The 23,131-nt window shown below is 31.3% G+C and carries 17 protein-coding genes; 5 read left to right on the top strand and 12 right to left on the bottom strand.

What is annotated here, in order from left to right; translation table 11 throughout:
• From Q0828_RS03735 to Q0828_RS03725, 3 genes are read right to left on the bottom strand one after another with little or no spacing between them, the layout of a single operon-like run.
• Positions 1-2,829, bottom strand: a complete 2,829-nt coding sequence (locus Q0828_RS03735) for a Z1 domain-containing protein (RefSeq protein WP_298417802.1) — start codon at positions 2,827-2,829, stop codon at positions 1-3.
• Positions 2,826-4,295, bottom strand: coding sequence for an ATP-binding protein (locus Q0828_RS03730; RefSeq protein ID WP_298417801.1), 1,470 nt, complete (start codon positions 4,293-4,295; stop codon positions 2,826-2,828). Before Q0828_RS03730 ends, Q0828_RS03735 begins: the two co-directional genes overlap by 4 nt.
• A 1-nt stretch (position 4,296) precedes the next feature.
• Positions 4,297-5,532, bottom strand: a complete 1,236-nt coding sequence (locus tag Q0828_RS03725; protein WP_298417799.1) for a DNA cytosine methyltransferase — start codon at positions 5,530-5,532, stop codon at positions 4,297-4,299.
• 501 nt (positions 5,533-6,033) lie between these two features.
• Here Q0828_RS03725 and Q0828_RS03720 point away from each other — a divergent pair.
• Positions 6,034-6,429: a hypothetical protein gene (locus Q0828_RS03720; RefSeq protein ID WP_298417798.1), complete on the top strand. Its 396-nt coding sequence runs from the start codon at positions 6,034-6,036 to the stop codon at positions 6,427-6,429.
• Positions 6,430-6,507: 78 nt separating this feature from the next.
• Complete coding sequence (locus Q0828_RS03715) at positions 6,508-6,945, top strand: JAB domain-containing protein (RefSeq protein WP_298417796.1); 438 nt, start codon at positions 6,508-6,510, stop codon at positions 6,943-6,945.
• Between the two features lie 536 nt (positions 6,946-7,481).
• Here Q0828_RS03715 and Q0828_RS03710 read toward each other — a convergent pair.
• Genes Q0828_RS03710 through Q0828_RS03700 form a run of 3 tightly spaced genes read right to left on the bottom strand, consistent with a single transcriptional unit; the run spans position 7,482 to position 11,826 of the window.
• A complete protein-coding gene (locus Q0828_RS03710; protein ID WP_298417795.1) occupies positions 7,482-10,550 on the bottom strand; it encodes a CHAT domain-containing protein in 3,069 nt (1,022 codons plus the stop codon).
• Positions 10,551-10,585: 35 nt separating this feature from the next.
• Positions 10,586-11,311, bottom strand: a complete 726-nt coding sequence (locus tag Q0828_RS03705) for a hypothetical protein (protein WP_298417793.1) — start codon at positions 11,309-11,311, stop codon at positions 10,586-10,588.
• Complete coding sequence (locus Q0828_RS03700; RefSeq protein ID WP_298417791.1) at positions 11,308-11,826, bottom strand: sigma-70 family RNA polymerase sigma factor; 519 nt, start codon at positions 11,824-11,826, stop codon at positions 11,308-11,310. The genes Q0828_RS03705 and Q0828_RS03700 overlap by 4 nt, the downstream gene beginning before the upstream one ends.
• Positions 11,827-12,120: 294 nt before the next feature.
• On the opposite strand from Q0828_RS03700, the gene Q0828_RS03695 reads away from it, so the two are divergent.
• Together Q0828_RS03695 and Q0828_RS03690 are read left to right on the top strand one after the other, a co-directional pair.
• Positions 12,121-12,621, top strand: a complete 501-nt coding sequence (locus Q0828_RS03695; protein WP_298417789.1) for a hypothetical protein — start codon at positions 12,121-12,123, stop codon at positions 12,619-12,621.
• 97 nt (positions 12,622-12,718) lie between these two features.
• The gene (locus Q0828_RS03690) at positions 12,719-14,323 is read left to right on the top strand and encodes a T9SS type A sorting domain-containing protein (RefSeq protein ID WP_298417788.1); all 1,605 of its coding nucleotides are present in this window, start codon (positions 12,719-12,721) and stop codon (positions 14,321-14,323) included.
• Positions 14,324-14,406: 83 nt separating this feature from the next.
• On the opposite strand, the gene Q0828_RS03685 is transcribed toward Q0828_RS03690, so the two are convergent.
• From Q0828_RS03685 to Q0828_RS03675, 3 genes are read right to left on the bottom strand one after another with little or no spacing between them, the layout of a single operon-like run.
• Complete coding sequence (locus tag Q0828_RS03685) at positions 14,407-14,991, bottom strand: hypothetical protein (protein WP_298417786.1); 585 nt, start codon at positions 14,989-14,991, stop codon at positions 14,407-14,409.
• Between the two features lie 9 nt (positions 14,992-15,000).
• Complete coding sequence (locus Q0828_RS03680; protein ID WP_298417784.1) at positions 15,001-15,558, bottom strand: YceI family protein; 558 nt, start codon at positions 15,556-15,558, stop codon at positions 15,001-15,003.
• Between the two features lie 17 nt (positions 15,559-15,575).
• A complete protein-coding gene (locus tag Q0828_RS03675; protein ID WP_298417782.1) occupies positions 15,576-16,103 on the bottom strand; it encodes a hypothetical protein in 528 nt (175 codons plus the stop codon).
• Positions 16,104-16,209: 106 nt separating this feature from the next.
• Here Q0828_RS03675 and Q0828_RS03670 point away from each other — a divergent pair, with 106 nt between their 5' ends.
• The gene (locus Q0828_RS03670) at positions 16,210-17,088 is read left to right on the top strand and encodes a winged helix-turn-helix domain-containing protein (RefSeq protein ID WP_298417780.1); all 879 of its coding nucleotides are present in this window, start codon (positions 16,210-16,212) and stop codon (positions 17,086-17,088) included.
• Positions 17,089-17,167: 79 nt separating this feature from the next.
• Here the strand turns inward: Q0828_RS03670 and Q0828_RS03665 are convergent, their stop codons facing one another.
• Genes Q0828_RS03665 through Q0828_RS03655 form a run of 3 tightly spaced genes read right to left on the bottom strand, consistent with a single transcriptional unit; the run spans position 17,168 to position 22,892 of the window.
• A complete protein-coding gene (locus tag Q0828_RS03665) occupies positions 17,168-18,484 on the bottom strand; it encodes a TolC family protein (RefSeq protein WP_298417778.1) in 1,317 nt (438 codons plus the stop codon).
• Positions 18,474-21,767, bottom strand: coding sequence for an efflux RND transporter permease subunit (locus Q0828_RS03660; protein ID WP_298417776.1), 3,294 nt, complete (start codon positions 21,765-21,767; stop codon positions 18,474-18,476). Before Q0828_RS03660 ends, Q0828_RS03665 begins: the two co-directional genes overlap by 11 nt.
• 3 nt (positions 21,768-21,770) lie before the next feature.
• Positions 21,771-22,892 carry an HlyD family efflux transporter periplasmic adaptor subunit gene (locus Q0828_RS03655; RefSeq protein WP_298417774.1) on the bottom strand — a complete coding sequence of 374 codons (1,122 nt, stop codon included), beginning with the start codon at positions 22,890-22,892 and terminating at the stop codon, positions 21,771-21,773.
• Positions 22,893-23,131 lie beyond the last annotated feature (239 nt).

Raw genomic sequence — 23,131 nt, 5'->3', positions numbered from 1 at the left:
TTATTCGCTTTTAGGATTTTCTTCTTCAGGCATAACTTCTTCATCAAAATCATCAAATATTGTAGCCGTATAAGATGTTTTGGTTTCGTTATCTATTTCAGGGAAATATATACTATAACCAACTACAGGTATATTATTTGTCAAATTACTTGTTCCTCTTTCATCTAACCCATAAATCAAAAGCAATCCTTTTCTTTCTATTTTTCTTTGTTGCTTAATTGAACTGTATGACCCTAAATCTTGTTTTTCTAAATCAACTTGTCTATCAACTAAGTCATCAATTTGATTTTTTGTTATCTTATATTGCTCAGATGGTTCAGTCTGGTTTCTTATACTACAAGTCATATCATGAGTTTTTCCTTCAGAGATTAAAGTGTACTGCGTGGAAAGACCCTTAGTTTTTTTTCTGTTTTTCCTGTCATCTTCATTTATATAAAAACCTACTTCTTTATCTGTATTAGAAACTATACATATAGTCCACTCTTTTACACTCTTTTTAACTTTTTGTAATTCAATATAGTCTGTAATTACTTGCTTGTTTATATGAGGTGTGTCTACACTGAATCCATTTATAAATTCTGTTAGAGGTTCCGTGTTCACATCATTAAAGATTAAATATCTCAATTTCCCCCTTTTATCAATTGTTTTAGCATTACTAAGCCTTTTGGTTAAAGCCTGTAATTGTTTGAAGTTGTTGTCTATAGAGTCAAAGTCTTTGTTTAATAAATATGTTTGGAGATTAGTTCCAGAGAATGAAATTTTTATATTAGTAGACCAATATAATTTTGAAGCACTAGTTACAGCCAATAGACCATGATGATTTCTAACTTTTAATTTAAAATCTTTAGGCTTTAGGTTTTGAGAACTCATAATGTCAAAATCATTTCTCATTTCCTCAGTAGCCATTGTGATATGGTTAAACCAGTCAAAGATTCTATTATTAGTAAAAAGTCTGCATAAATCAACATAACCTGGTCTATATCCAAACCATCTTCCCATTTGCATAAGTGAATCATACATTTTAGTAGTTCTCAAGTAATAACTAACAGAAAGACCTTCAAGGGTAATTCCTCTTGATAGTTTACCTCCACCTATGGCAATTACAGATAAGCCGTTTTCATGTCTGTCATAGTCTATATTGGAGATGTTGTGGTAATCTATTTTTGATAATGAAGTAGTACCATGTACAGCTCTAACATCAAACTTTTTAATAGCTGTTCTAATTTCTTGTTTTACTTCCTCCCAAGTATGAGATTTAATCCTATTGTCCTTATATCTTAGATTTTCTAAAACATTTTCAGTAGTTGGTTTGAAGTCAGATTCAAAGATGTTTCTCACGTCTTCAATGAATTCAGCATCATTAGCCTCAATATTATTGGTAAACTCCTTTATCAATTCGTTGACAAGCAGAGAGACTCTGTCTATCCATTTAACATATAAAGCAACGTGAATAAGCATTGAATTGTGCTTTTTTTCATGCCCTCTAAGTCTTCTAATTGCACAAGTAAGAATATAAGATTTGATTGCATACTTCAGACTATTTGGAAGATATTCAGGTAAATCGTCTTTATTATGCTTATTTATTTTTTCAAAAAGTGGTGGATTATATTCTTCACTATAAATTGGTCTAAAAATGTCTAATGGCTCTCTGCTTTCTTCAGAATTAGGGTCTTCTAATCCAAATAAAGTAGAAGCTCCTATATAGTTTTTAGCGGCTTTAATATTGACAATAAAATGCTTGGGAAATAAATCATCTCCAATGAAATATTCTTTGCCTTTAACATAAGTAGTTAGGTCTTCATTATATTCTTGAGAAATAAATAAGTTAGCATAAGGTGTGGCTGTATAGCCTATAAATGTATTTTGGTCAAATAAGTTAAGTAAGACTCTTATTAGCTTATTTATTGTCTTAACTTCATTAATATCTTTAGTAGTATTTACTGAAGCATAATCTGATTCATCATCAATAATTAATGCAGGTATATTCATCAATTTTTTCCGACCTTCAATTGTCTTGATATCTTCATTGTGTGACAACCAATCAATTAGATTTTCAAGAATAGTTTTGTTTTTCTTTATGACAAATACAACTGGGTTTTTGCCTATAGGTATGTTAGAATTATGTAATTGTTTTGTGCTAAAATCTCCTTCATCCCCTTTAAGGTAATATGATGATGTTAAAGGGTAGATATCTGTTTTAACTTTATACTTCCCAACACCTTTAATTCTATTTTCTCCCTTATTCCTCAAGTACAGAGAACTATTTCTTCCAATATACCCTGAATCAATCCTTTCTTGAGTTTGTCTTCTTAAGGAACTTATTGTTCCTGCAATAACAATGATTAATTTATAACCTGCATCAGTAGCTTTATTAATTAGCCCTACATAGTTAGAGGTTTTTCCAGACTGCACATGCCCAACTACCATACCTCTTCTATCCCAAGAACCTTTCTGTTTTGGATTAACACATTTATCCAGAATCTTATCGGTAAAGTCATCAAGTGACGGTATTGGAAAAGATTTATCTTTTTCTTTTAAATATAGCTTATACCTGTTCCAAAGCTCAAAATTTATATTCGCTTTTTCATCATTAAGCCAAGGTTCAATATCATCTGTCATTGATGTAATTGAGCCTTGCCCAATACTTAAATCAGACATTAAAACCTCGAATAAATCTTCTTTATTAATTTGCTGACCAGGTATTATATCTATTGCAGATACTTTCTCTATAATTGAAAGGATTATTTCCTCTGTTATTTCTCCATTTTTTTTCTCGTGGTCTAATAAAGAATGAGCTATCATTCTGGCAGTTTCGTTTATATTACTCATTTTAAATAGTCGTTTATTAGTGGAAAAAGGTTGAATGGTACTGAGTTCATTATTTGCTGTTTTGCCAGTGACTCAGGTATGCCATTTTCTATATTTATTTTAAATAAATCAATAGCCAATTTGATTAAAGCATCATCTGGAGTTTCAGATATTTTCTCCAATTCATGGTGTGAAGGGTCTTCGTTTTGATTATATAAAATAAGTTCGATAGGAATATTATTTTCTATTAGCTTAAGTGTTTTAGAAAAAATTTTCTTTGAGCCTTCTGTTTCTAAAGCTTGAACTATAATTGGATGTTTTCTATTTATTTGGTATTTTTTAATTCCCTCCCTGTTTGTAGTGTCTTTCCAGAGTCTCTCCAAACTATTTTTACTACTTATTTGAGAAATGGACTTCTGACCTCTCCAATTATAAATCTTAGCAGATTTCTTAATTGCAATTTTTGCTATTCGAGATAATTCTTGGCGTATTTCAATTGGTGGAGTAGCAGTAGATTTTTTAATATCTAAATTCCAATCAAAATCTCCAGTATTAGGAAAGTTTACAGCTATTCTGGCTAATTTAGAATAGTCTCTTTTCTTTTCAAGTCCTAACCAATCTCCAGATACTAAAAGCCTGTCTCCTCTATAGATGTAAAAACCTTGTTGATTAAACCAGCCTAAAGGACCTCCAGATTTTTCATATTCATCATGTGAAATTCGAGACATGTGAGGTAGGATGTAATAAGTTACTTCAACACTATTACTTAATCTTTCTGGTTGCCCCATCTCTGGCTTAGTAGTAAGATTATAAAGAAATGGATTCCAAGCCTCAATTGAGTAAGAGTTAGAGCTTAGAGTTAGACGAGAGCTTTCAATAAATCTATGAAAAACAAGTCCAAGATGCTCTTTAACAATAGACATTTCTTGATAGAAAGCATTTTTCACACTTTCATTATTTTTCTGAGCATCACCAACAATTCTATCTAGGTTTTCCCATAATACTAATGTTCCAGAATCAAACTTGTCAAGAAGTTCTGTAAAACTTGAATCTGAAATGTAATCTAATAAAACCCATTCTTCAATTTGATTGATGTAGTCAATATCCCAACATCTCTTTATTGTTTTATTGCCTTTCTTTTTTGTTATTACAGTAAGTCTTTTACATTGAGAGAATGAAGCTGTTTTAAGTCCCATTCCAAATCTACCTAAGTCATTTTCGCTTCTAATTTCTTCAGGGTCTTTGCTTCCAGGAGTCATTGCTTCAATAAGCTCTTCCAAGTTCATCCCATTTCCATTGTCAATGATAGATATGAATGACTTTTCTCCTTCCCATTTATAGTCTACTTCTACTAAGTCTGCATTGGCTGAAATACTGTTATCCACAATATCTGCAATAGCTGTAGACAAATTATAGCCAAAGCTTCTATAAGAATTTATTGTTGATTTTGGGTTAGGTCTTGCATTTTCAGCTCTATATTCATCCATACTATAGCATTTCCTTGATTTTATAAGCAATACCCTCAGCCATTAAAGGTGGTACTGCATTACCAATTTGTTTAAATGCAGCAGTCCTACTACCTTCAAAAAAGAAATCATCAGGAAATGATTGAAGCCTAGCGGCTTCTCTTAGTGATATTGACCTATTTTGTTTTATGTCTGGATGAATATAATAATGTCCATCCATAGCTATATGTGCAACTACAGTATTAGAAATGCCATTAGGGTTTACAACTTGAAATCTATTTGTAAATGAAGTTGTGTTTTTATGCTTAATTAGTCTTTTAGGTAAATCAGCGTAGTTTAATCTTTTACCTTTTTTGAGAAGTAGGTTAACTGCTATTCTGTATATCTCTAAATCTGTCTCATTATGGGGTCTAGCAATATGCTGAGTAGTAAAGTCTATTCCGTTTCTGATACCTGTTTTTTGTAAGTAATCAGTTATAGGTTTAGCATACTTAACAACACCTAAAGAGCCTTCCCCGTGTTTTAGTTTAGGTAAATCAGAAAACAAACTCTTTCCGAGATTATATTGAATTGGCTTTTCTTCAAAATCAGGATACTTGAACTTAGAGCCTTTTTTCCAACCTATCATTATAACTCTTTTCCTGTCCTGTAAAACATTAAAGTTTTTTGAGTTAAGATGTTTTGTTGATGGAATTTCTATTTTATAACCAGCTCTATCAATTGCACTGAAAATCTTTTTTAAAAAAATACCATTACTAGCAGATAGAATACCTGGAACATTTTCAAACACAAACATTTTAGGCTCATACTTTTTTAAAAAGCCGACATAATGTTTGTAAAGATGATTTCTTGGGTCATCAACCATCCCTTTTGGGTCTCTAGCTCTTCCTACAATTGAATAGGCTTGACATGGCGGACCTCCAATAATTAAATCTACATTCTTATCTCCTAATGAAGAATCTATTTGTTCAAATATTTGATTGAGAGTTTTTTTTGAAATTTCAGTATTGATAACTGAGTCAATTAAATTTCGAGGTACTGAACTCCAAAGCTCTTCTCTAGTAATTTTCTTTTTTAAGTATTTATGGTATGTTTCTATGCTATTATTCTCCTTGAGGTAATGGTAGGCAGTTCTTGTTTTTAGAGTATCACAAGCATCTTTATTCATTTCCACATGTGCAATTGGATTAAAGCCAGCTCTCATGAAGCCTTCTGACAAACCACCTGCTCCTGAAAATAAATCTATAAAATTAGTCATAATTGGATTACAAAATTAATTACTCTAATATCAAAAATATTATAATTATTAGCAAGCTTATATGTGTTTTTTTCTAAAAAAATTGAATAACAATTATGTGTGTCCAAACCACCTTACATAAAACACCCCTTAGTGTTTCAAATTTCAAACTCCCCACCCCAATCTGACAGAAAATTTATTTTTTTGAAGCAGTATATATAAAAGTTGAATTTTTATAAACTTTTTGAGTTGTAGTGTAGTGAAGATTTCAAGTTGACATAATTTTATTCTGTAGACTTCATTTCTTTGACTAGAACATTTAAGATACTTATTGAGCTTAATTTGTAGTTCAACCCCTCACTCAAACTCAATCAGTCCGCACTAAATACCCTTGCTAATTTTTGCAGATGAATCAAATCTGTGCCTAAAATTATTTTAATAGTATTCCATTCAAGGTGATAGTTGAGGTGGTTATTTATTGAAATAAGTATTTAGGTTTTATCAACTCAAAATATTTATACAATGGTTAGAATTATTGGATTTAAACAAAGAGAAAAAGAGGATGGAACTCCATTCTTTATTTTAGAATTACAAGGTGGTGTAGAAATGTCTTTAAGTAAAGAAACGGGGCAATTCTATGCTACAGCTAAAAAGGCTTATGTTACAAGCACATTTGATGAAAAAACTTGCAAGGCTCTTATAGGCTCAGAGATGCAAGGTAATATTGTAAAGAAAGAAGTAGAGCCATACACTTACGTGGTTAAAGAAACAGGAGAAGAACTTGTACTTACTCACAGATGGGTATTTGTGCCAGAAAATGAGCAGGCTAAACAAGATGAAGCTATAAATCAATTAATGGCAGATACTTCTGTATTCTCTCAAAATGGCGCTTCTCAATTAGCTAAACAAGCTATCTAGTTTTAATAACCTGTCCTTTTTTGATATTTCACTAAAGATGTGTCTAGTCATTTTGGGACAGGTTTTAATTTTTTAATTATGAAAGTTCGAGAAATTAAAGTGATTTACTCAGATCATGGAGATAAGAGTATTACTGTAAATAATAGTAAAATAGTACATGAAGTAGCTTTAGCTCATTGGGATATGAATATCATTGAATTTCAAGAAGAAGTAAAGATAATGCTACTTAATAGGGCTAATGCAGTACTAGGAATTTATGATTTATCTAAAGGTGGAGTGGCAAGTAGTAATGTAGATATAAAAATCATTCTAAGTATTGCATTAAAAGGACATGCTTCTGTAATAGTGTTATTACATAACCATCCATCAGGGAAGTTAGTTCCTAGTACGTCTGATAGGTATTTAACTTCAAAATTAAAAAAAGCTTGTGAACTAGTTGATTTATTCTTACTAGATCATTTGATTGTCACAAAAGACTCTTTTTATAGTTTTAAGGATAATAAAAATATTTTGTAGAAGTACTGCGTGTGTTAGTGCGTGAATAAGGCTAAAACGTAGTCATTTTGACTAGGATGAAAAAATGCACATATAATATTATAGCCAAAACTGAAAGAAAAATGCTTGTATAGAGTTGTAAAATGAATATACTCTTTTGTTCTAGTCAAAATAAGGTAACTTACTGCATAACTAACTAATAGCTAAAATTAGTTTGAAGATTCTTTTAAAACACTTTTTCAAGATAATTATTTGATCTAGTCATAGCTGGTTTGTAACAAGGTAGATTCAGGAATAAATGAAATAATATCATTAAATATAGGGAAGTTTAAGACTTAAACTTTTAGGTAAAAAGGCACACTTTTAGGCACACATTAAAATTATAAGTTTTACAAACATTTGATTTTTAATAGAATAGCTTCAATGTCTAGAGCCCAAGTGGGACCACTTTTTGCAACTAAAAGCTTCTTAAGAAATTAAGGAGCTTTTTTGTTTTAGTGAGAAGTTGTTAGTTAACACAACTAAAATGATCTCCTTTTTTCCTTCGCTTGAAGCATTTAAGTAATTCTTTTTCTCTTATATATTCCTAATCCTAAAAGAGATACAAATAATAGTCCTGCAATGATATAATACATATTATTAGTTCTATTAAATTGTATGGCCTCCATATTTCCACTAGGAATAAAAGCTGCCCAAAAATATGGTGCGGCTAAATCTTCGTTTTCAATATAAGTTAATTTTGCTTTGTGTAATGCTTCATCTTTGGTCATTCCTTGTTTTAAGTTGGTATAAAACAACGTCATTAACTTCGTAGTTTGTGCATCATTTACATTCCAAAGACTTGTAATAGTGCTTCTTGCACCAGCATAGGTAAAGGCTCTTGCCAAGCTAATGACACCTTCTCCTTTTTTTAACTCTCCAATCCCTGTTTCGCAAGCGCTTAATACAACCATATCTGCATCCAAATTTAAATTGTACAATTCTCTAACGAAAAGTTGATCTCTTTGCAATGAATCATTGTCTTTACTGAAAGCAATAAACGAGAAACCTCCTTGTTTATCGTTTGATTTGGCGTGTGTAGATAAGTGAATTATTTTATGATCTTTTACATTTGAAATAAAGTTAGCTTTTGTAGCAAATTCATTTTTGAAAATACGGGTTTTAAACAATTCATTAATTGCTTCTACTTCTTGTATATTATATTTTAATATTCCCAATCCATTACGACGCATTGCAATGGTTTCTATTTTTTGATTATCAAATTTTGGTGCAAAAGCTAATATATCATTTGAAGCTTTGGAACTTTTCTTTTCTTTTAATTGACCAAATAGTGTTGCTGAGTAATTATAGCTAATTTGATTTTTTTTCAATAGATAAGGTAATGCTTTTGTGTTATCTAGTTTTGAAGAATCTTCTGTTAACAACGCATCAAAAGGAATAAAATTTAATGCTCCGTCAGGAATAATAATAACATTTTCGGTAATTATATCTTCAATAGGTTGTATGAGCTTCTGATATAGTTTAAAGGCCATCTCCTTATATAGTAAAGTATATTTTTTTAAGTTTTGGTCAGATGTATTAGGAAGCGCCCAATAATTATAGATTCCTTCACGTAGTTGAGCAATCCATTCTTTGACAGGAAAATCTTTAGGAACACTTGTATATTGATAATTTTCTTTAGAAATAACGAATATGAAAATATCTTTTTCACCAACGAAATACTCTACTAATGACTGCTTGTTTTCTAAGTGTTTTTGTACCTGTTTGATATTAATTACATTTCTATTATAGATTAAATCATAATAGTCCGGATAGTTATTTTTAAAAGTTTCTTGTAGTTTGTTTTTTTGACGTTTTAACTCAAAAAGCTTTGTATTGTAAACAGGAATTAGACTATCACTTTGTGGTTGTGGATCATTAATTTCCAGACTTTTTTGTTCTTCATAAAAGACTATATCTACATTTAGTTGCTGTTCTAATCTTGACAAGCTATCAGGAACTTTTACTTTAATTGCGCTTTTTTCTTTATTAAAACTTTCTGTGAGTCTTCTAGCTTTGGTTTTTTCAAGAATTTCAAATACAGACTCAGCTTCTCCTGTGTTGTTGGTTTCAATAATATGTTTTACATAATTTTCATAGATAGGAAATGCTTTTTTTAACTGAAAATCTTTTGTAGCTGCTGTTGTATATTCTTTAATCGTAAAATCGTCTAATGCAATTGCTTGCTTGTAAAAACTATTCAAAGAATCAGTGTTTTTAGGCAGCTTTTTATTATAAAAATTGATTTTTGCATTTATAAATTCTTTCCTGTCTTTTAGTTGATCAAAGTTAAGTTCAGAAAGCTCTTTTTTTGGTAGTTTTTGAGAAATGCTATCTAAATAAAAACTTGCTAATTCATATTTTTCTTGTGCTATTAAAATAGTTGTCAACTCTAACTGATCAGGAATGATTAGGTAGTGGTTTTTAGGATAAATTTTTAATGAAGCATGCAAGTATTTTTCAGCAGATTCAAAATCTCCAGTGTTTTTAGCTACCAATGCAAGGTTTGTATATCCTTCGGTTAGGCTAATGTCTGAAGCGCCAAACTTCTTCAGATTATAATCTAATGAAGCTTTATAATATTTTTGAGCGTTATTATAATCCTTCAAATCATAATACGTATCTCCAAAATTTTTATGCAACATAGGATATAAAAAATGATCTTCTCCAAGTTCTTTTTCTAGAAAAACCAATGCTTTTTCATGATATGCAACTGCTTTTTCTGGCGTACCAAACTCTGTATAATACGTTGCTAAATTGCCATAGGCTGTAGTGTATGGAATTTGCTGGTTTATAGGTAGTTTTTTATTAATTTCTATAACTCTTTTTTGATACTCAATTGCTTTATCAAGATAATATAATTGACTGTAAGCTCCAGCCAAATTGTTATATGTTATAAGGTTTTCTCTATGATAATTACCATATAACTTTTCTTTAATTTCTATTGCTTTTAAGTAGTTTTTAATGGAAGGATCAAAATTTCTTTGTTGTTGTAAAATATCGCCTTTGTAAGTTAAAAATATTGCTTCTTGTTTTTTGTTTTTAAGCTTTTTAGTGATTTCTATGCCTTTATTTGCATACTTAAATGCTTTGTCAAAATTCTGATTATCTTTTTCAATACGAAGCATTCCATTGTAAGCGTCAATTAAGTTTGTATGTTCATTTGAATAGTTCTTTTTAATGACATCAATTGCTTTAGAAAAATAATTTCTTGCAGTACTGTAATCACGTTTTAACCTATATAATGTTCCTAGTTTTAAGTACGCTTCATTGACTAGTTTATGTTCCCCATCTTTTGTAAAATACTCCACGGCAGTGTTTAAATGCAGAACAGAAGCACCATATTGTCTTTGGTTGTAAAGTGCTTTTCCTATAGCTAAATTGGCTATACCGTTTAAAGAATCATTTTCTTTATAAGTTGCTATTGCTTTGTTACTAATTTCAATTGCAGCATTATAGTTTTTTGTTTCTAAGTTTTTCTGAATGGTTTCAACAAAGTAACTAAGACTGTCAACTTGCTTGTTTTGAGCAGAAAAAGTTATTGTAAAGAGCAGAAAAAGAGATGTAAGAATATAGATTGATCTCATAGAATTTTTTTTCATTTCAAATCTTGATAATTGTTTTACTTAGTTAATTCGTTAAGGAGATTTTTTACACTATTTTTTCTGCTAGTACTAAATTGTGATTTCTTATCAATCAAAATAGACTTTGCTTTGGTTAAACTATCTTGTTTTATCAGGGAAAGTGATGTATACCATTGTGCTTCATTATACAGCGGATGCTCAGGAACCACTTTTTTAAACTGCATTTTAGCGTTTTCTATTTCGTCAGTGTAAAGCAATGAAATACCAAAATAAAAATGCTCGGAAGAGTTTAAAGTTCTTTCAGCAGTAATTTCGTCAAAGATTTTTGAGGCAAGTTTGTATTGCGCAGCATCATAAAAATCAAAAGCTTTTTGAGACAATGTATAATTGCTTGTACTTCCTTTAGTTGTGTAAGCGTTTGGATAGGCTTTAAAATAGATCGTAAACAATTCATCAGAGCTTAACTTCTGATTACTAAAAAAATAGATACTAATAAAAAGCAATACAGAAGCTGCAATTCCAGACATCCAAAAAACAGATTTACGGGTAGATTTAGGCTTTTCTGATTTTACTTCTTTTCCAATTTTTTTCAGCGTTTGTTTTAATGATAATCGTCCTTTATAAGCAATTATAGATGTTTCCAAAAGTGCTAAAAAAGCTTCCTCTTTCTTGCGTGAATCAAAAATAAGTTTCTCATGATCAAGCAACTCGCCACATAAGAACTTTTCTATCAATTCTTGATCTGAAATAGTATCTGCACTCATATTTTTATATGTTTTAAGGCATTTTTGAAATAAGGAGTAGCTGCAATGATGCTTCGTAATTTTTTTAAGCATTTACTTTTCTTATTTCTCGCTACTTGTTCATTTTTTAAATTGTTTAATACGGCAATTTCCTGCATTGAGTTTTTCATGTAAATACTTTCAATGAGTATTTTTTTACACGGCGCTCCAATTTCTTCTAATAATTCTTCAACAAAGCTTGTTTTATCAATTTGAAACAACTCAAAATCTTCTTCAATTATATCCGTTTCATTTAAAGCAACTTCACCTTGCACGATTTTTTTTTCTTTTCGTAGCTTATTGTACCAAATATATTTTCCTACTGTATATATATACCCAGTTATCGTTGTTTGTAACTTAAATTCTTGATTTTTCACTTTTTCATACCATACAATAATGGCATCTTGAAGAATGTCATCTGCAATAGAATTATCACCATTATTTGCAATAATAAAATCGCGTAAAGGCACATCTACAGTAGCATAGAGATATTTCAAAACTTGAAACTCCAATTTTGGTTGGTGTTGAAGAATCTCAATGATTTCGATATCAGAAAAAACTTTTTTTATGGTGTTAGTTTTTAGGTAAACTTAGTTGTAAAAATATGTTGCAATTATTTTAAAAACAACAACAACATCGATTAAAAATTAAGAAAACGAAAATAATAAGGTTACGCTTTTTTAATTATGACATATATAGTATAGATGATGTAGTGAATGTTTGAAAACTGTGCATAAACATTTCGTTGCGAACATCTAATAATAAGATTTTAAAACTAAACAAATAACATTATGAAAATTAGACGTTTTTTATTATTGCTTACAAGTATGATTGCTGCATCACTAACAGTACTTAGTTGTGGGCCAGAAATGGAAGAACTTACTTTAGAAAAATACAACCTAACAATGACTGCTCCGAAGCTTTCAGTTGCTCCAGAGTATACAAATTTGAAAATAACAGAGCGTGACACAGAGTTAAGTCGTTATGATTTTAATATTGGAAGAAGAGTAAATGTTATTGAGGTTAAGCAAAGTATTTTTCCAGATAACCTTGCTATGTTGAAAGATGCTATTTCAGCAGACGAAAAATTTGTTGCAATATTAGAAACAAAAGAATTTCCTAATGGAGTGTTTGGAGCTACATTTAAGAAAAAAGGGTCAAGCGGAAAAGAAATCAAGTATTATTTATTCTATTATAAAAAAGAAGGAAGATATTTTAAAATGGAGCCAGTTTTTAATAATGATTTAGAAGATCTGGATTTACAACTTTCAGCATTTGAAAGCTTAAAGTAAAAAACTAGAATCACCCTTGTTTATCTACAATTAATAGTAAAAGAAATTATTCTCATGATTTTGACAGACTGTCAAAGTTTTAAAAAATTATCAACTTATGAAAAAATATTACTTGATATTATATCTATGTATTAGTAGCTATACTTCATTTAGTCAAATATATGTAAAACAAGATGCTATAGGTACTAATGATGGAACTTCTTGGAACAATGCATATACAAACTTACAAACAGCTATAAATACAGCTACTGTAAATGATGAAATATGGGTAGCTTCAGGAACATACAAGCCAATAGAGTCACCAGATAGCAGTGTGCAAAGCGATCAACGTTCGTGGTGTTTTTATATAAATAAAGATATAAAACTGTATGGTGGTTTCTCTGGAATAGAAACTAGTTTGTCTGAAAGAAATTTTACAACAAACCCAACAATATTGAGTGGGGAAATTGGAAACCAAGCAAACTTTAGTGACAATAGCCATCATGTGGTTATCATTACAAACACTACAAAAGAAGCATTACTAGACGGTTTTACAGTTACACGTGGGCATGCTAAAGGTGGTGTTACTATTAGTTTTGATGGTCGTACTTTTTTCTCTGGTCAAGGTGGAGGTGTTTATATAACCAATGCTTTTACAACATTAAAAAACCTCATTATTGATGAAAATAAAGCGAATAGAGGTGGTGGAATTTATTATTTAAATGCAGAAGAAACAGTATTTTCAGAAAGAGTAATTATTGAAAATGTTACATTTTCATTTAATGAAGCTATTAGTGTAAATGCTGGTGGTGGATTGTTATTAAGTAATTGTAACCCTTTAATTTACAATGCTATTTTTGAAGAAAACAGAGCTGAATTATTTTCAGGAGTTGGCGGAACTGGAGGCGGTGTCGTTATTACAAATTCGAGTAGAGTATTTTTTTATAATCCTGTGTTTTATGCAAATTATGCATTCAATCAAGGAAGTGCTATTGTTGCCGATAACTCTGAAATTACTGTCTACAACGGAACTTTTGTGAACCAAAATAAAATACCATTAGATTTAGAAAACTATTTAAACTCAGACAACCATGTGCGTGCCTCTGTGTTTTATAACAATGGAACTTTTGGTGATGTATCAGGCGATTTAGATCTTTCTTCAGCAACTAATACGTACAATGCTTCTTCTTCTCAAGCGCCTTATGATGAGGTTGATGATGCTTCTGCACATTTTACAGACTTATCTTCAGCAACAGCAGCAGATGTATTTATAAATATTGACAATCCAAAAGGACCAGACAATATTTGGAGAACAGTAGATGACGGATTAATGCCAAATAATACATCTCCTTTGTTGGAAGCTGCAGGTGTTAGTTCTGGCCCTTATTCGCAAGACGTTACAGGTGAATTTCGATTTTTTAACACCTTAGATTTAGGCGCTTATGAAAACCCAGGAACGTTAAGTAACGAGGAATTTGCGTTACTTTCTAATAGCTATAAAATATATCCTAACCCAACAACGAGAGGAGTTTTTACGATTACTTCTCAAAACAATGAAAGTATCAAGTTAGAAATATATGATGCTATTGGGAAACAAGTATTAGAAATACAGTCAATAACAAATACAATTGATGTATCTAATTTAAAATCAGGAATGTATATTGTAAAAATAATAGAAGGAAATAAAACTCAAATTACAAAAAAACTGGTCATTCAGAATTGATTTTAGTAGTTAATAGTTAGTATTTTAAGAATAAAACCTTTCAGAAAACTGAAAGGTTTTTGTCATATATACATCAAGGAAAATTAATTTTTACACGGCTTCTTTTTTAATCTAATTTTGTTCAATTCGTCCCAAATAGAATGCCCTAATGCTTTTGGTGAAAAACGAAATACCACCATCGATTTTTGCTTTTTTGTACAGAAATATTGTTTTACGGTACAGTTTAGCATCATCACATCTTTCGTGTGGAATGCATTGTAAATTTGAAGTTTTCCAACAAATTCGTTTGTATTGTTCTCTTTTTTCAGAAATAATGCTACTGTTTTTGGTAAGACCTTGTCTTTATCTTTATTCACAACATCCATTAAACCATCAAAATAGTATTGTAAATACGTTTCTAAGTCAGTTGTAGTTAATGTTTTGTTTAGGTTAACATCCCATACAAATACATAGGACCAAAAACCCTCTTCTTTTTGTTTTGACCAACCTGGTGCAAAACGAATTTCTTCCACACCTTTATATGGAATTTGAGATGCAAAACCGATAGGCATCTGAATTACTTCTTTTCCCCAAGAAGCATCAGAAGTTAATAAATCAGCTTCTTGCTTTTCTTGTCCAAAAACAGCAAACGTGCAACACAGTGTAAGTAAAAATATAAAATGTTTCATGTGTGCAAATTACAAACTTAACGTGACATCAAAACCAATAGCATCCGAAATTGCATTGTCTTTTAATTTGCTATTATAACTAATTCCCCAACGCGTTCGATCAATTTTAAACTTCGTTTTCATGGTTTTTTTCTCAAAATCAAGTTCAGCCTGAAATTTTATAGGTTGTGTAATGCCTTTAATTGTTAAATCTGCTTTCGCTTCAAAACTTGTAGCATCATGATATGAAATAGCTGTAATAACTAAAGTTGCTGTTGGATACTTAACAACTTCAAAAAAATCAGGATCTTTCAAATGATTCGTTAAACCTTTATTTCCGTCTGCTTCCATATCAGTTGCCTGAATAGTATTTAAATCAATTGTAAAACTTCCACTGGTGATTTTATCGTTGGTTTTAGTAAAATATCCTTGTTTAAACTTTACAAAACCATAATGACCACTAAAATAAAAACTATAATCACAAGACCATTTTATGTCACTTTTAGACGTGTTAATAGGTAACATATCTTGTGCGTTAACAGTAATGAAAGTTGTAAAAACGACAAATAATAAAATATATTTTTTCATAAGAATTGTGTTATAAATTAGTTGTTTGTGTGAAGTTGTACGATTTCCAAAGTTCCAGCTCGATTTACAATTTTAAAAGGAATGTTTTCCATAGTACAACGTGGTTCAATGACAAATTTGATCAAACCAGCAACTTCAAAATCACTTGTATCTGAAAGGGTAAATTGTTGCGTATATGTTGTGTTCTTTGTGACCAAATTGACTTTTCCACCATTAAAAGAATCAATACTTTCAGTTGATAATGGATTTTCTATAAGGTTTCCATTAGAATAAAATTTTGTATCATCTTCAATAGAGAAGGAAAGACGACCTTTATAATCACCTTTAGAATTTGGAGACACATAATGTGCATTGTTGTTTAATTCTATAGTAATGACGAAATTGTAGGTGTTACTTTTTAATTTTTCAATTTGAAGTTTTAAGCTGTATGGATCTTCTTTAATACTAATTTCTTTTTGTAAGGGAATCTCCGTTTGAAGCGTATTGTTATTTGAGTTGTAACCCATACTAAGTACAACTGCGACAAGTGTGATAAATTTGTTCATTTTTTGAATGTTTTGATTTTGAAGTAAAACTAGATCGAACACGGCGTGAAAAATGTCAAAAAAGTGTAAAAGAAGTGTCAACAGTTGTAAAAAGTCATGAAATTGTATGTTATTTACAGCAATTATGAGTAAAAAGCGGATTTATCTATATAGCGTATTGATTTTGATTGGGTTATTAATTTGGCAATTTTCAAAACCAACCAAAGCACATAAGCAGTTTTCTGAAAAAGTGAAAATTGCATTACGCGATGCAGGAAACAAGTTATTATTGTCCAAAAAAGATAGTACGTCCTTAATTTTACCCGTAAAAGAAATTGGAAACTCTAAGTATGAACTTTCCTTTCAAAGTCAGCTTACTTTTGAACCTACAACTTTGGTAAGTATTGTGGAAAACAGCTTTCAAAAAGCAGCTTTGCCAGGGCAATATCTCGTTGAGGTGATTCAGTGTGCAGACGGAGAAGTTGGGTACAGTTATCAAATGACCGAATTTGACGAAACAACCATTATTCCATGTAGAAGTCGTTTGTTGCCTGAAAATTGCTATACTGTTGAAGTTCGATTTACAGAAATAAAAACTGCTTATACAAACATTGCTACTTTTTTATATGGTATTATTTTCTTAGTTTTCATTGTGATGGATGTGTTCATTCTTAGAAAAAAATCAGTAAAAGCTACTCCAGAAACAGACGAAACCTATGCGCAATTGGGAAGTTTTCAGTTTTATCCTGATCAAAATAAACTCATCAAAGAAGCCACTGAAATTAGCTTATCAAAGAAAGAATGTGAATTGTTGAAAATCTTCATTGCAAATCCAAATCAAATTGTCACTCGTGACGAACTCACTAAAAAAGTATGGGAAGACAACGGCGTTATTGTTGGTAGAAGTTTAGATACGTATATTTCTAAAATTCGTAAAAAACTCAAAGAAGATCAGGATATCAAATTAACCAATGTACATGGAGTTGGGTATAAGTTGGAAGTTTAGAGTTGTTCACGTACCTTCATTTCGATAAACTCAGCGACCTGCACATTGCTTCTGAAAGCGAAGCGATCTAATCTTTAAATTAGAATTTTACATTCAACAACTCTCCACTTAATTGTAATACGGTTAATTCTGCTAATTTGGCGTTGTATTTTGCCTGATTTCTACTGAGCTCGGCGTTTAATAAATTCAACTGTGCCTGTCGGAATTCGATAGAATTTACTTGTCCTATTTTAAATTTTTCTTTAGTTCGATCAAAATTATTCTTCGCGGTTGTAATATTTTCTTCCTGTAATTGAAAAATCACGAGCTTATTCTGATAATCGTCCCAAGCATTATTAAAATTACGTTCCAAATCAATTAGGACTTGTTCTTTTTGAAGCTGTTGGTTTTCTAGTGCAATTTTAGCGTTTTTTACACGTGTTATAGTGCCTCCGCCATCAAATAGATTCCAAGATAAATTAATGCCGCCAGAAAGCCCTGTATTGGTAGAAACCGCAACAAACGAAGCTGCATTATTATTGTTTTTGTTCCAGCCATAAGTTCCCGTTAAACCAATTGTTGGTAAATACTGTGATCGATTCGATTTTACATCTAACGAACTAATATTGATGTTTTTTTCAATCTGTAATAAAGAAACATTATTAGCTTTTGTTTTTGCCCACAACTCTTCTTTTGAAATTTCTAACAAAAAAGAAATATCTGTGTTTACGCCAAATTCGTCCGATAATTTATTTCCTAAAATTACATTGAGATCACGTTTCGTATTTTTTAATTGTTGTTCTGTATTTACAATATTGATGCTATCGTTGTTGATATCAACCTGTGCATTTAAGACTTCTAATTTTGTATTCTGTCCATATTCAAATTGGTATGCTGCGCGTGTTAAACGATCTTTTGAAATTGCAAATGTTTCTTCAATAGCGTTCGTGTTTTCAGAAAGTTGCGCTACTGAGTAATACACAGAAAATAATTGTAGCAATGTATTTTCTATAGTTTCACGTGCTTCCAATTCTGAAAGTTGGTATTGCTCTTTAAGTCGTCTGTAATTATACAATCGGCCTAAGCCATCAAACAAAGTATAATTTAAATTTACTGACGCATTGTAACGTGAGCTTTCGGCACCATTTAATGTTGTCGTATTTCCATTAGAAAATTCAGCTTCCGTATTATCTAAATTATACGTTGCGCCGGCGTTTCCTGTAACCGTTGGCAAGTAGCCAGAATTTAAAACGCTGGTATTATTTTTTGCAACTTCAACTGTATTATTGGCAATTTTGATTCCGTAATTGTGTGATAACGTTAATTCAATAGCTTCTTCAGGAGTTAATATTTTTTGCGCATTCGCGAAGAGTGCGAAGAAAACTAATATATATGTTATGTAATATTTAGTGTTCATTTGCTTCGTTTTGTTCTTTAATAACTAGTATTTTTTCACCTTCAATTTGTAGCGTGTCTTCTTTTTTATCTAAAAGATGTTGTTGTTTTTCTTCCAGAATTCTTTCTTTTACCACACGCTCAACTTCTTCTTTGGTAATTTCTCTACCAGTTGCTAACCATTTAATATTTTTCTTAGTGTAATTACTAAATGATAAGAAAATAGGTAATATAATTAAGGTAAGTACTGTAGCAAATCCAATTCCATAAGCAATAGAAACTGCCATTGGAATTAAGAATTGTGCTTGTCTACTTTCTTCAAGAATTAATGGAGCCAATCCTGCAACGGTTGTGATAGATGTTAAGAAAATAGCTCTAAAACGTGCACGACCTGCTTCGTATAAAGCTTCATCAAACAACATTCCTTCCCGTAAGTTGTTATTGAATTTGCCAATTAAGACAAGCCCGTCATTCACCATAATTCCAATGAGTGCAATAATCCCTAGCATTGAAAGTATGTTTATTGGAAAATCATGAATCCAATGTCCCCAAGCTACGGCTGGTAAACTCAACGGAATTAATAGCAATAATAATAATGGCTGACTGTAACTTCTAAACGTAAATGCAATGACAATGTAAATTAAAATTAATACTGTTAAACCTACAGGAGCTAACGAATTCATCAATTTAACTCGTTCTCTATTTTGTCCTTCATACGAAGGAGTTACCGTTGGATATCTAGATAAAATTTCAGGCATGATATCATTTCTAATTTCTGCCATAACATCGGTAGCACTCGTTTTTTTAGTGTCTTTTATATCTGCTGAAACCTGAATTTCTCTTCTTCCTTCTAGGTGATTAATGGCAACATCTCCACGTTCTATTGTATAACTTGCAATTTCTTTTAAAGGAACACGTTGTCCGTTTGGTGCTACAATTCGCATGTTGTCTAAATTGCCAATTGAGGAACGATTTGGTTTATCATATCGTACCCACACACGAATTTCATCTTGTCCACGTTGAAAACGCTGTGCTTGTGCTCCAAAAAATGCAGCACGTACTTGCGACATTACATCACGAAGATTTAAACCAAGTGCATGTGCACTTTCATTGAGTTCTAAACGAATTTCTTTGATTCCTGCAGGATCCGTATCTGTAACATCTTTTAATAAAATATTACTTTCTAGTACTTGTTTTAACTCAGCTTTTACCGCTTTTAATTCTGTAATATTATTACCTAATAAGGATACAGAAACTGGCAATCCACCAAAATTTCCACCACCACCATATACTAAGCTCTCTACACCAATTACGGGGCCAACTGCTTTTTTGATTCGGTTTGAAACAATATTGGCGGTAATTTCATTCGGACGTTCTTCTCCAGGTAATAAGTTAATTTCTAAAGAGGCCGTGGAAGAACCTGGTCCTACTTTTCGAATCATATTTTCTACTAAATACTTATCAGCATCTTCACCAATATATTCATCGTTGATGGCTTTGGTAACTTCAATTGCTTTGTTTTCAATAAATGAAATAATACTATCCGTAACTATTTCATTAGTTCCATTTGGCATGTTTAGTGTAATAGTAACTCTATCACTGGCAATTCTTGGAAAAAACGCACCTCTAATGATTCCGGCGTCAGAACTAGCTTTTGTTAAAATCATAAATACGATGAAGAATGAAAACATTAAAAACTTGTATTTTAATGCAAATCGTAATGTTGGACTGTACACTTTATCGCGCAGCCAACTCATAATGAAATCACCAAATGTATTTATGTAACGTAGTTTTGAGAAGAGTCTTGGAAAGAAACCTTTTGGTTCTTTGTTTTGTTCGCGCAATGCTTTGGAATGTGCTAAATGTGCAGGTAAAATAATCAGGGCTTCTATAAGCGAAACAATTAACGTAAGCATCACTACTACAGAAACTTCTCCAAAGAATTCTCCAATTCTTCCATCTAAAAAAAGGAAAATACTAAATGCTAAAATAGTTGTTATAATGGCCGAAATAATAGCGGGCAATACTTCCATTACACCATCAATAGCAGCTTGTTCCGGTGTTTTTCCTTTTTCGTATTGTTGATATATGTTTTCTGCAATTACAATTCCATCATCTACCAAAATACCAATTACAATAATCATCCCGAAAAGAGACAAAACGTTGATTGTAACATTGAAATAGCTTGCAAACATAAACATTCCTAAGAATGCTACAGGTAATCCAAATGCTACCCAAAATGCCAAACGTGTGTTTAAGAATAATGATAAAAATAGAAGTACGAGAATCATTCCGATAATTGCATTTTCGGTTAGCAATTCTGTACGTTGTACTAAGGTCGTAGATCTGTCTCCAACAACATTTAACTGTACGTTGTCATATTTTTGATTGAAATCTGCAATGTATTCTTTTGTTTTTTCTGCGGAAGAAATTAAATCTTCAGAGTTTGTACTGGTAATACTTACGTTGATGGAAAGATCACCATTAAAATAATTGGTATTAGGTGTTTCTGAAAATCGATCGCGAACTTCGGCAACATCTTTTAAACGAATAATTCTACCCGAAGCGTCTGCTTTTACAATTAAATTAGATAATTCGTCTGCATAATAGGATCGTGCGTTGGCGCGAATAAGGTATTCTTCAGCACTTGTTTTAATGGTTCCACCTGTAGTAATCAAACTTGCTTGATTGATGACTTGCGAAACTTCTGCAAATGATAAATTATACGCTAATAAATTGGTTTCGTTAATGGCAATTTCTATTTCTTCATCAGGATAGCCTGAAATTTCAATTTGTGAAATTCCTTCAATTCCACGCAAATCGTTTTCAACTTGTCGCCCAATTTGTTTTAAAGTTGCTAATGGAACTTTATCACCACTAATAGCAAATGAAATCGTTTCTCGTACAGCTTCTCTTTTGGCAACAACCAAAGGCTCCATACCTGTTGGAAACGAAGGAACACGATCGACCGCATTTTTAATTTCCAGCAACATAAAGTCAATATCTTTGCCTTTTTCAATCTCAACATTAATAGAGCCACTATTTTCTCTGGAAGTTGAGGTGACGCGTTCAACACCATTTAACCCTTTAAGATTGTCTTCAATTTTGAGTACAATTCCTTCTTCAATTTCTTGCGGAGACGCACCTGGATAGGTAATATTAATCGTAACATTTTTAGAATCTACTAATGGGAAAAACGAAGATTTTAGAGTGTATGCTCCGTAAAAACCAAAAGCAAAAAATGTAATTACAACCACATTTACTGCAACACTATGCTTTATAAAGTAAGCAATTAGTTTTCTCATGACTTACTCTGCTTTTTTAGATTGTAAAGGTTTCACTAGCATTCCAGCATAGGCTCCAGGAACAGGTTTTGATAGAATAATAGTTCCATTAGGAACCTCTTTTAAGACTACTTTTGTGGCTGAAAAATACACAGGTTTCGCATCAATTATATCTAAAATACTATCACGAACAATAAAAATTTGATCATTATCAAGTACCAAACTCCTATTTACTTCTATGGCGTTGGTTTCATCTTTTGCATTTAAGTTGGCTTCTAAGTACATTCCTTCTCGTAAAGAAGCATCTTTTACTTCAATAAATGCTGTAATGGTTTGTGTAGTTTGATCAATATTTCCATTAACTCTGGAAACGACACCTGAAAACGTTTGTGTTTTCTCAAGATTGTTCAAGGCTACTTTCTCACCTATTTTTAGCAAGTTGGCATATTTTTTACTCAAAGCCACTTCCATTTCATATACAGAAGTATCAATAAACTCACCTAATTTTTGTCCGTTTCTAACCAATGAACCTTCGGTAACGAGTGCTTCCGTTAAAATTCCAGAAAAAGGAGCGCTAATAGTATACTTTGCCAAACGTTGCTCTAAATTTTTAACATTGTAATAGTTGGTAACAATATTTCGCCCTGTAATGAAGTATTTTTCTTTTTCAGAAGTCATTTCAGGTAACTTTGGAGTTGTTTTATTTAAATCAAAACGAGTAAGGTAGTTTTGCCATTTTTGATAAATTTCAGGGAAATCTAATCGTAAGTCGGGCATAATTGCAGCAATAGAATTGTATAAATTACTTTTAGAAGATTGCACGCCAGCGTAGTACTCGGCTGCATCGATTCGGATTAATGTTTCTCCTTTTCGATACGTTTCTCCAGGTTTGAATAGTTTTCTACTCGATTTAAAAATACCCTGAACTTCTGAAAACAGCTCCACACGACGTTTAGCTACAAGGCTTCCATTGGCAGGAATTACAATAGGAATTGTTTTGTTTTGAACAGTTTCAGTAAATACAGTTTTGACTACTTTTTCGGGAACAGGTCGCTTTTTCTTTTTACTATTTGCAATTTCCTTTCCAAGGAAAATTGCGCCTACAATAAGTAATGCTCCAATGATCGAAAGTATAATATTTCGCATTTGGTGGAATTATTTTAGATGGTTAGACTGCAAATTTATCTATTAGTTTAATTTAAAACTCTTAAAAAAACCTTAATAAAAAATATAACGTATATACAAATAGTTGTTTGTTGTAGTATTTTTTGAAGAGACTATTTTATGGTAGGGCAAGAACTATGTAAAAATTGCGTTAAGAAAGTATAGGGGGCATAAAAAACCTTTGTAGAGTGAAAATTACTTTTTAAATTCGATTTTTGTAT

The organism is uncultured Kordia sp., assembly GCF_947496985.1.
Lineage (GTDB): Bacteria > Bacteroidota > Bacteroidia > Flavobacteriales > Flavobacteriaceae > Kordia.
This window is presented reverse-complemented; position numbering and strand designations above follow the sequence as displayed.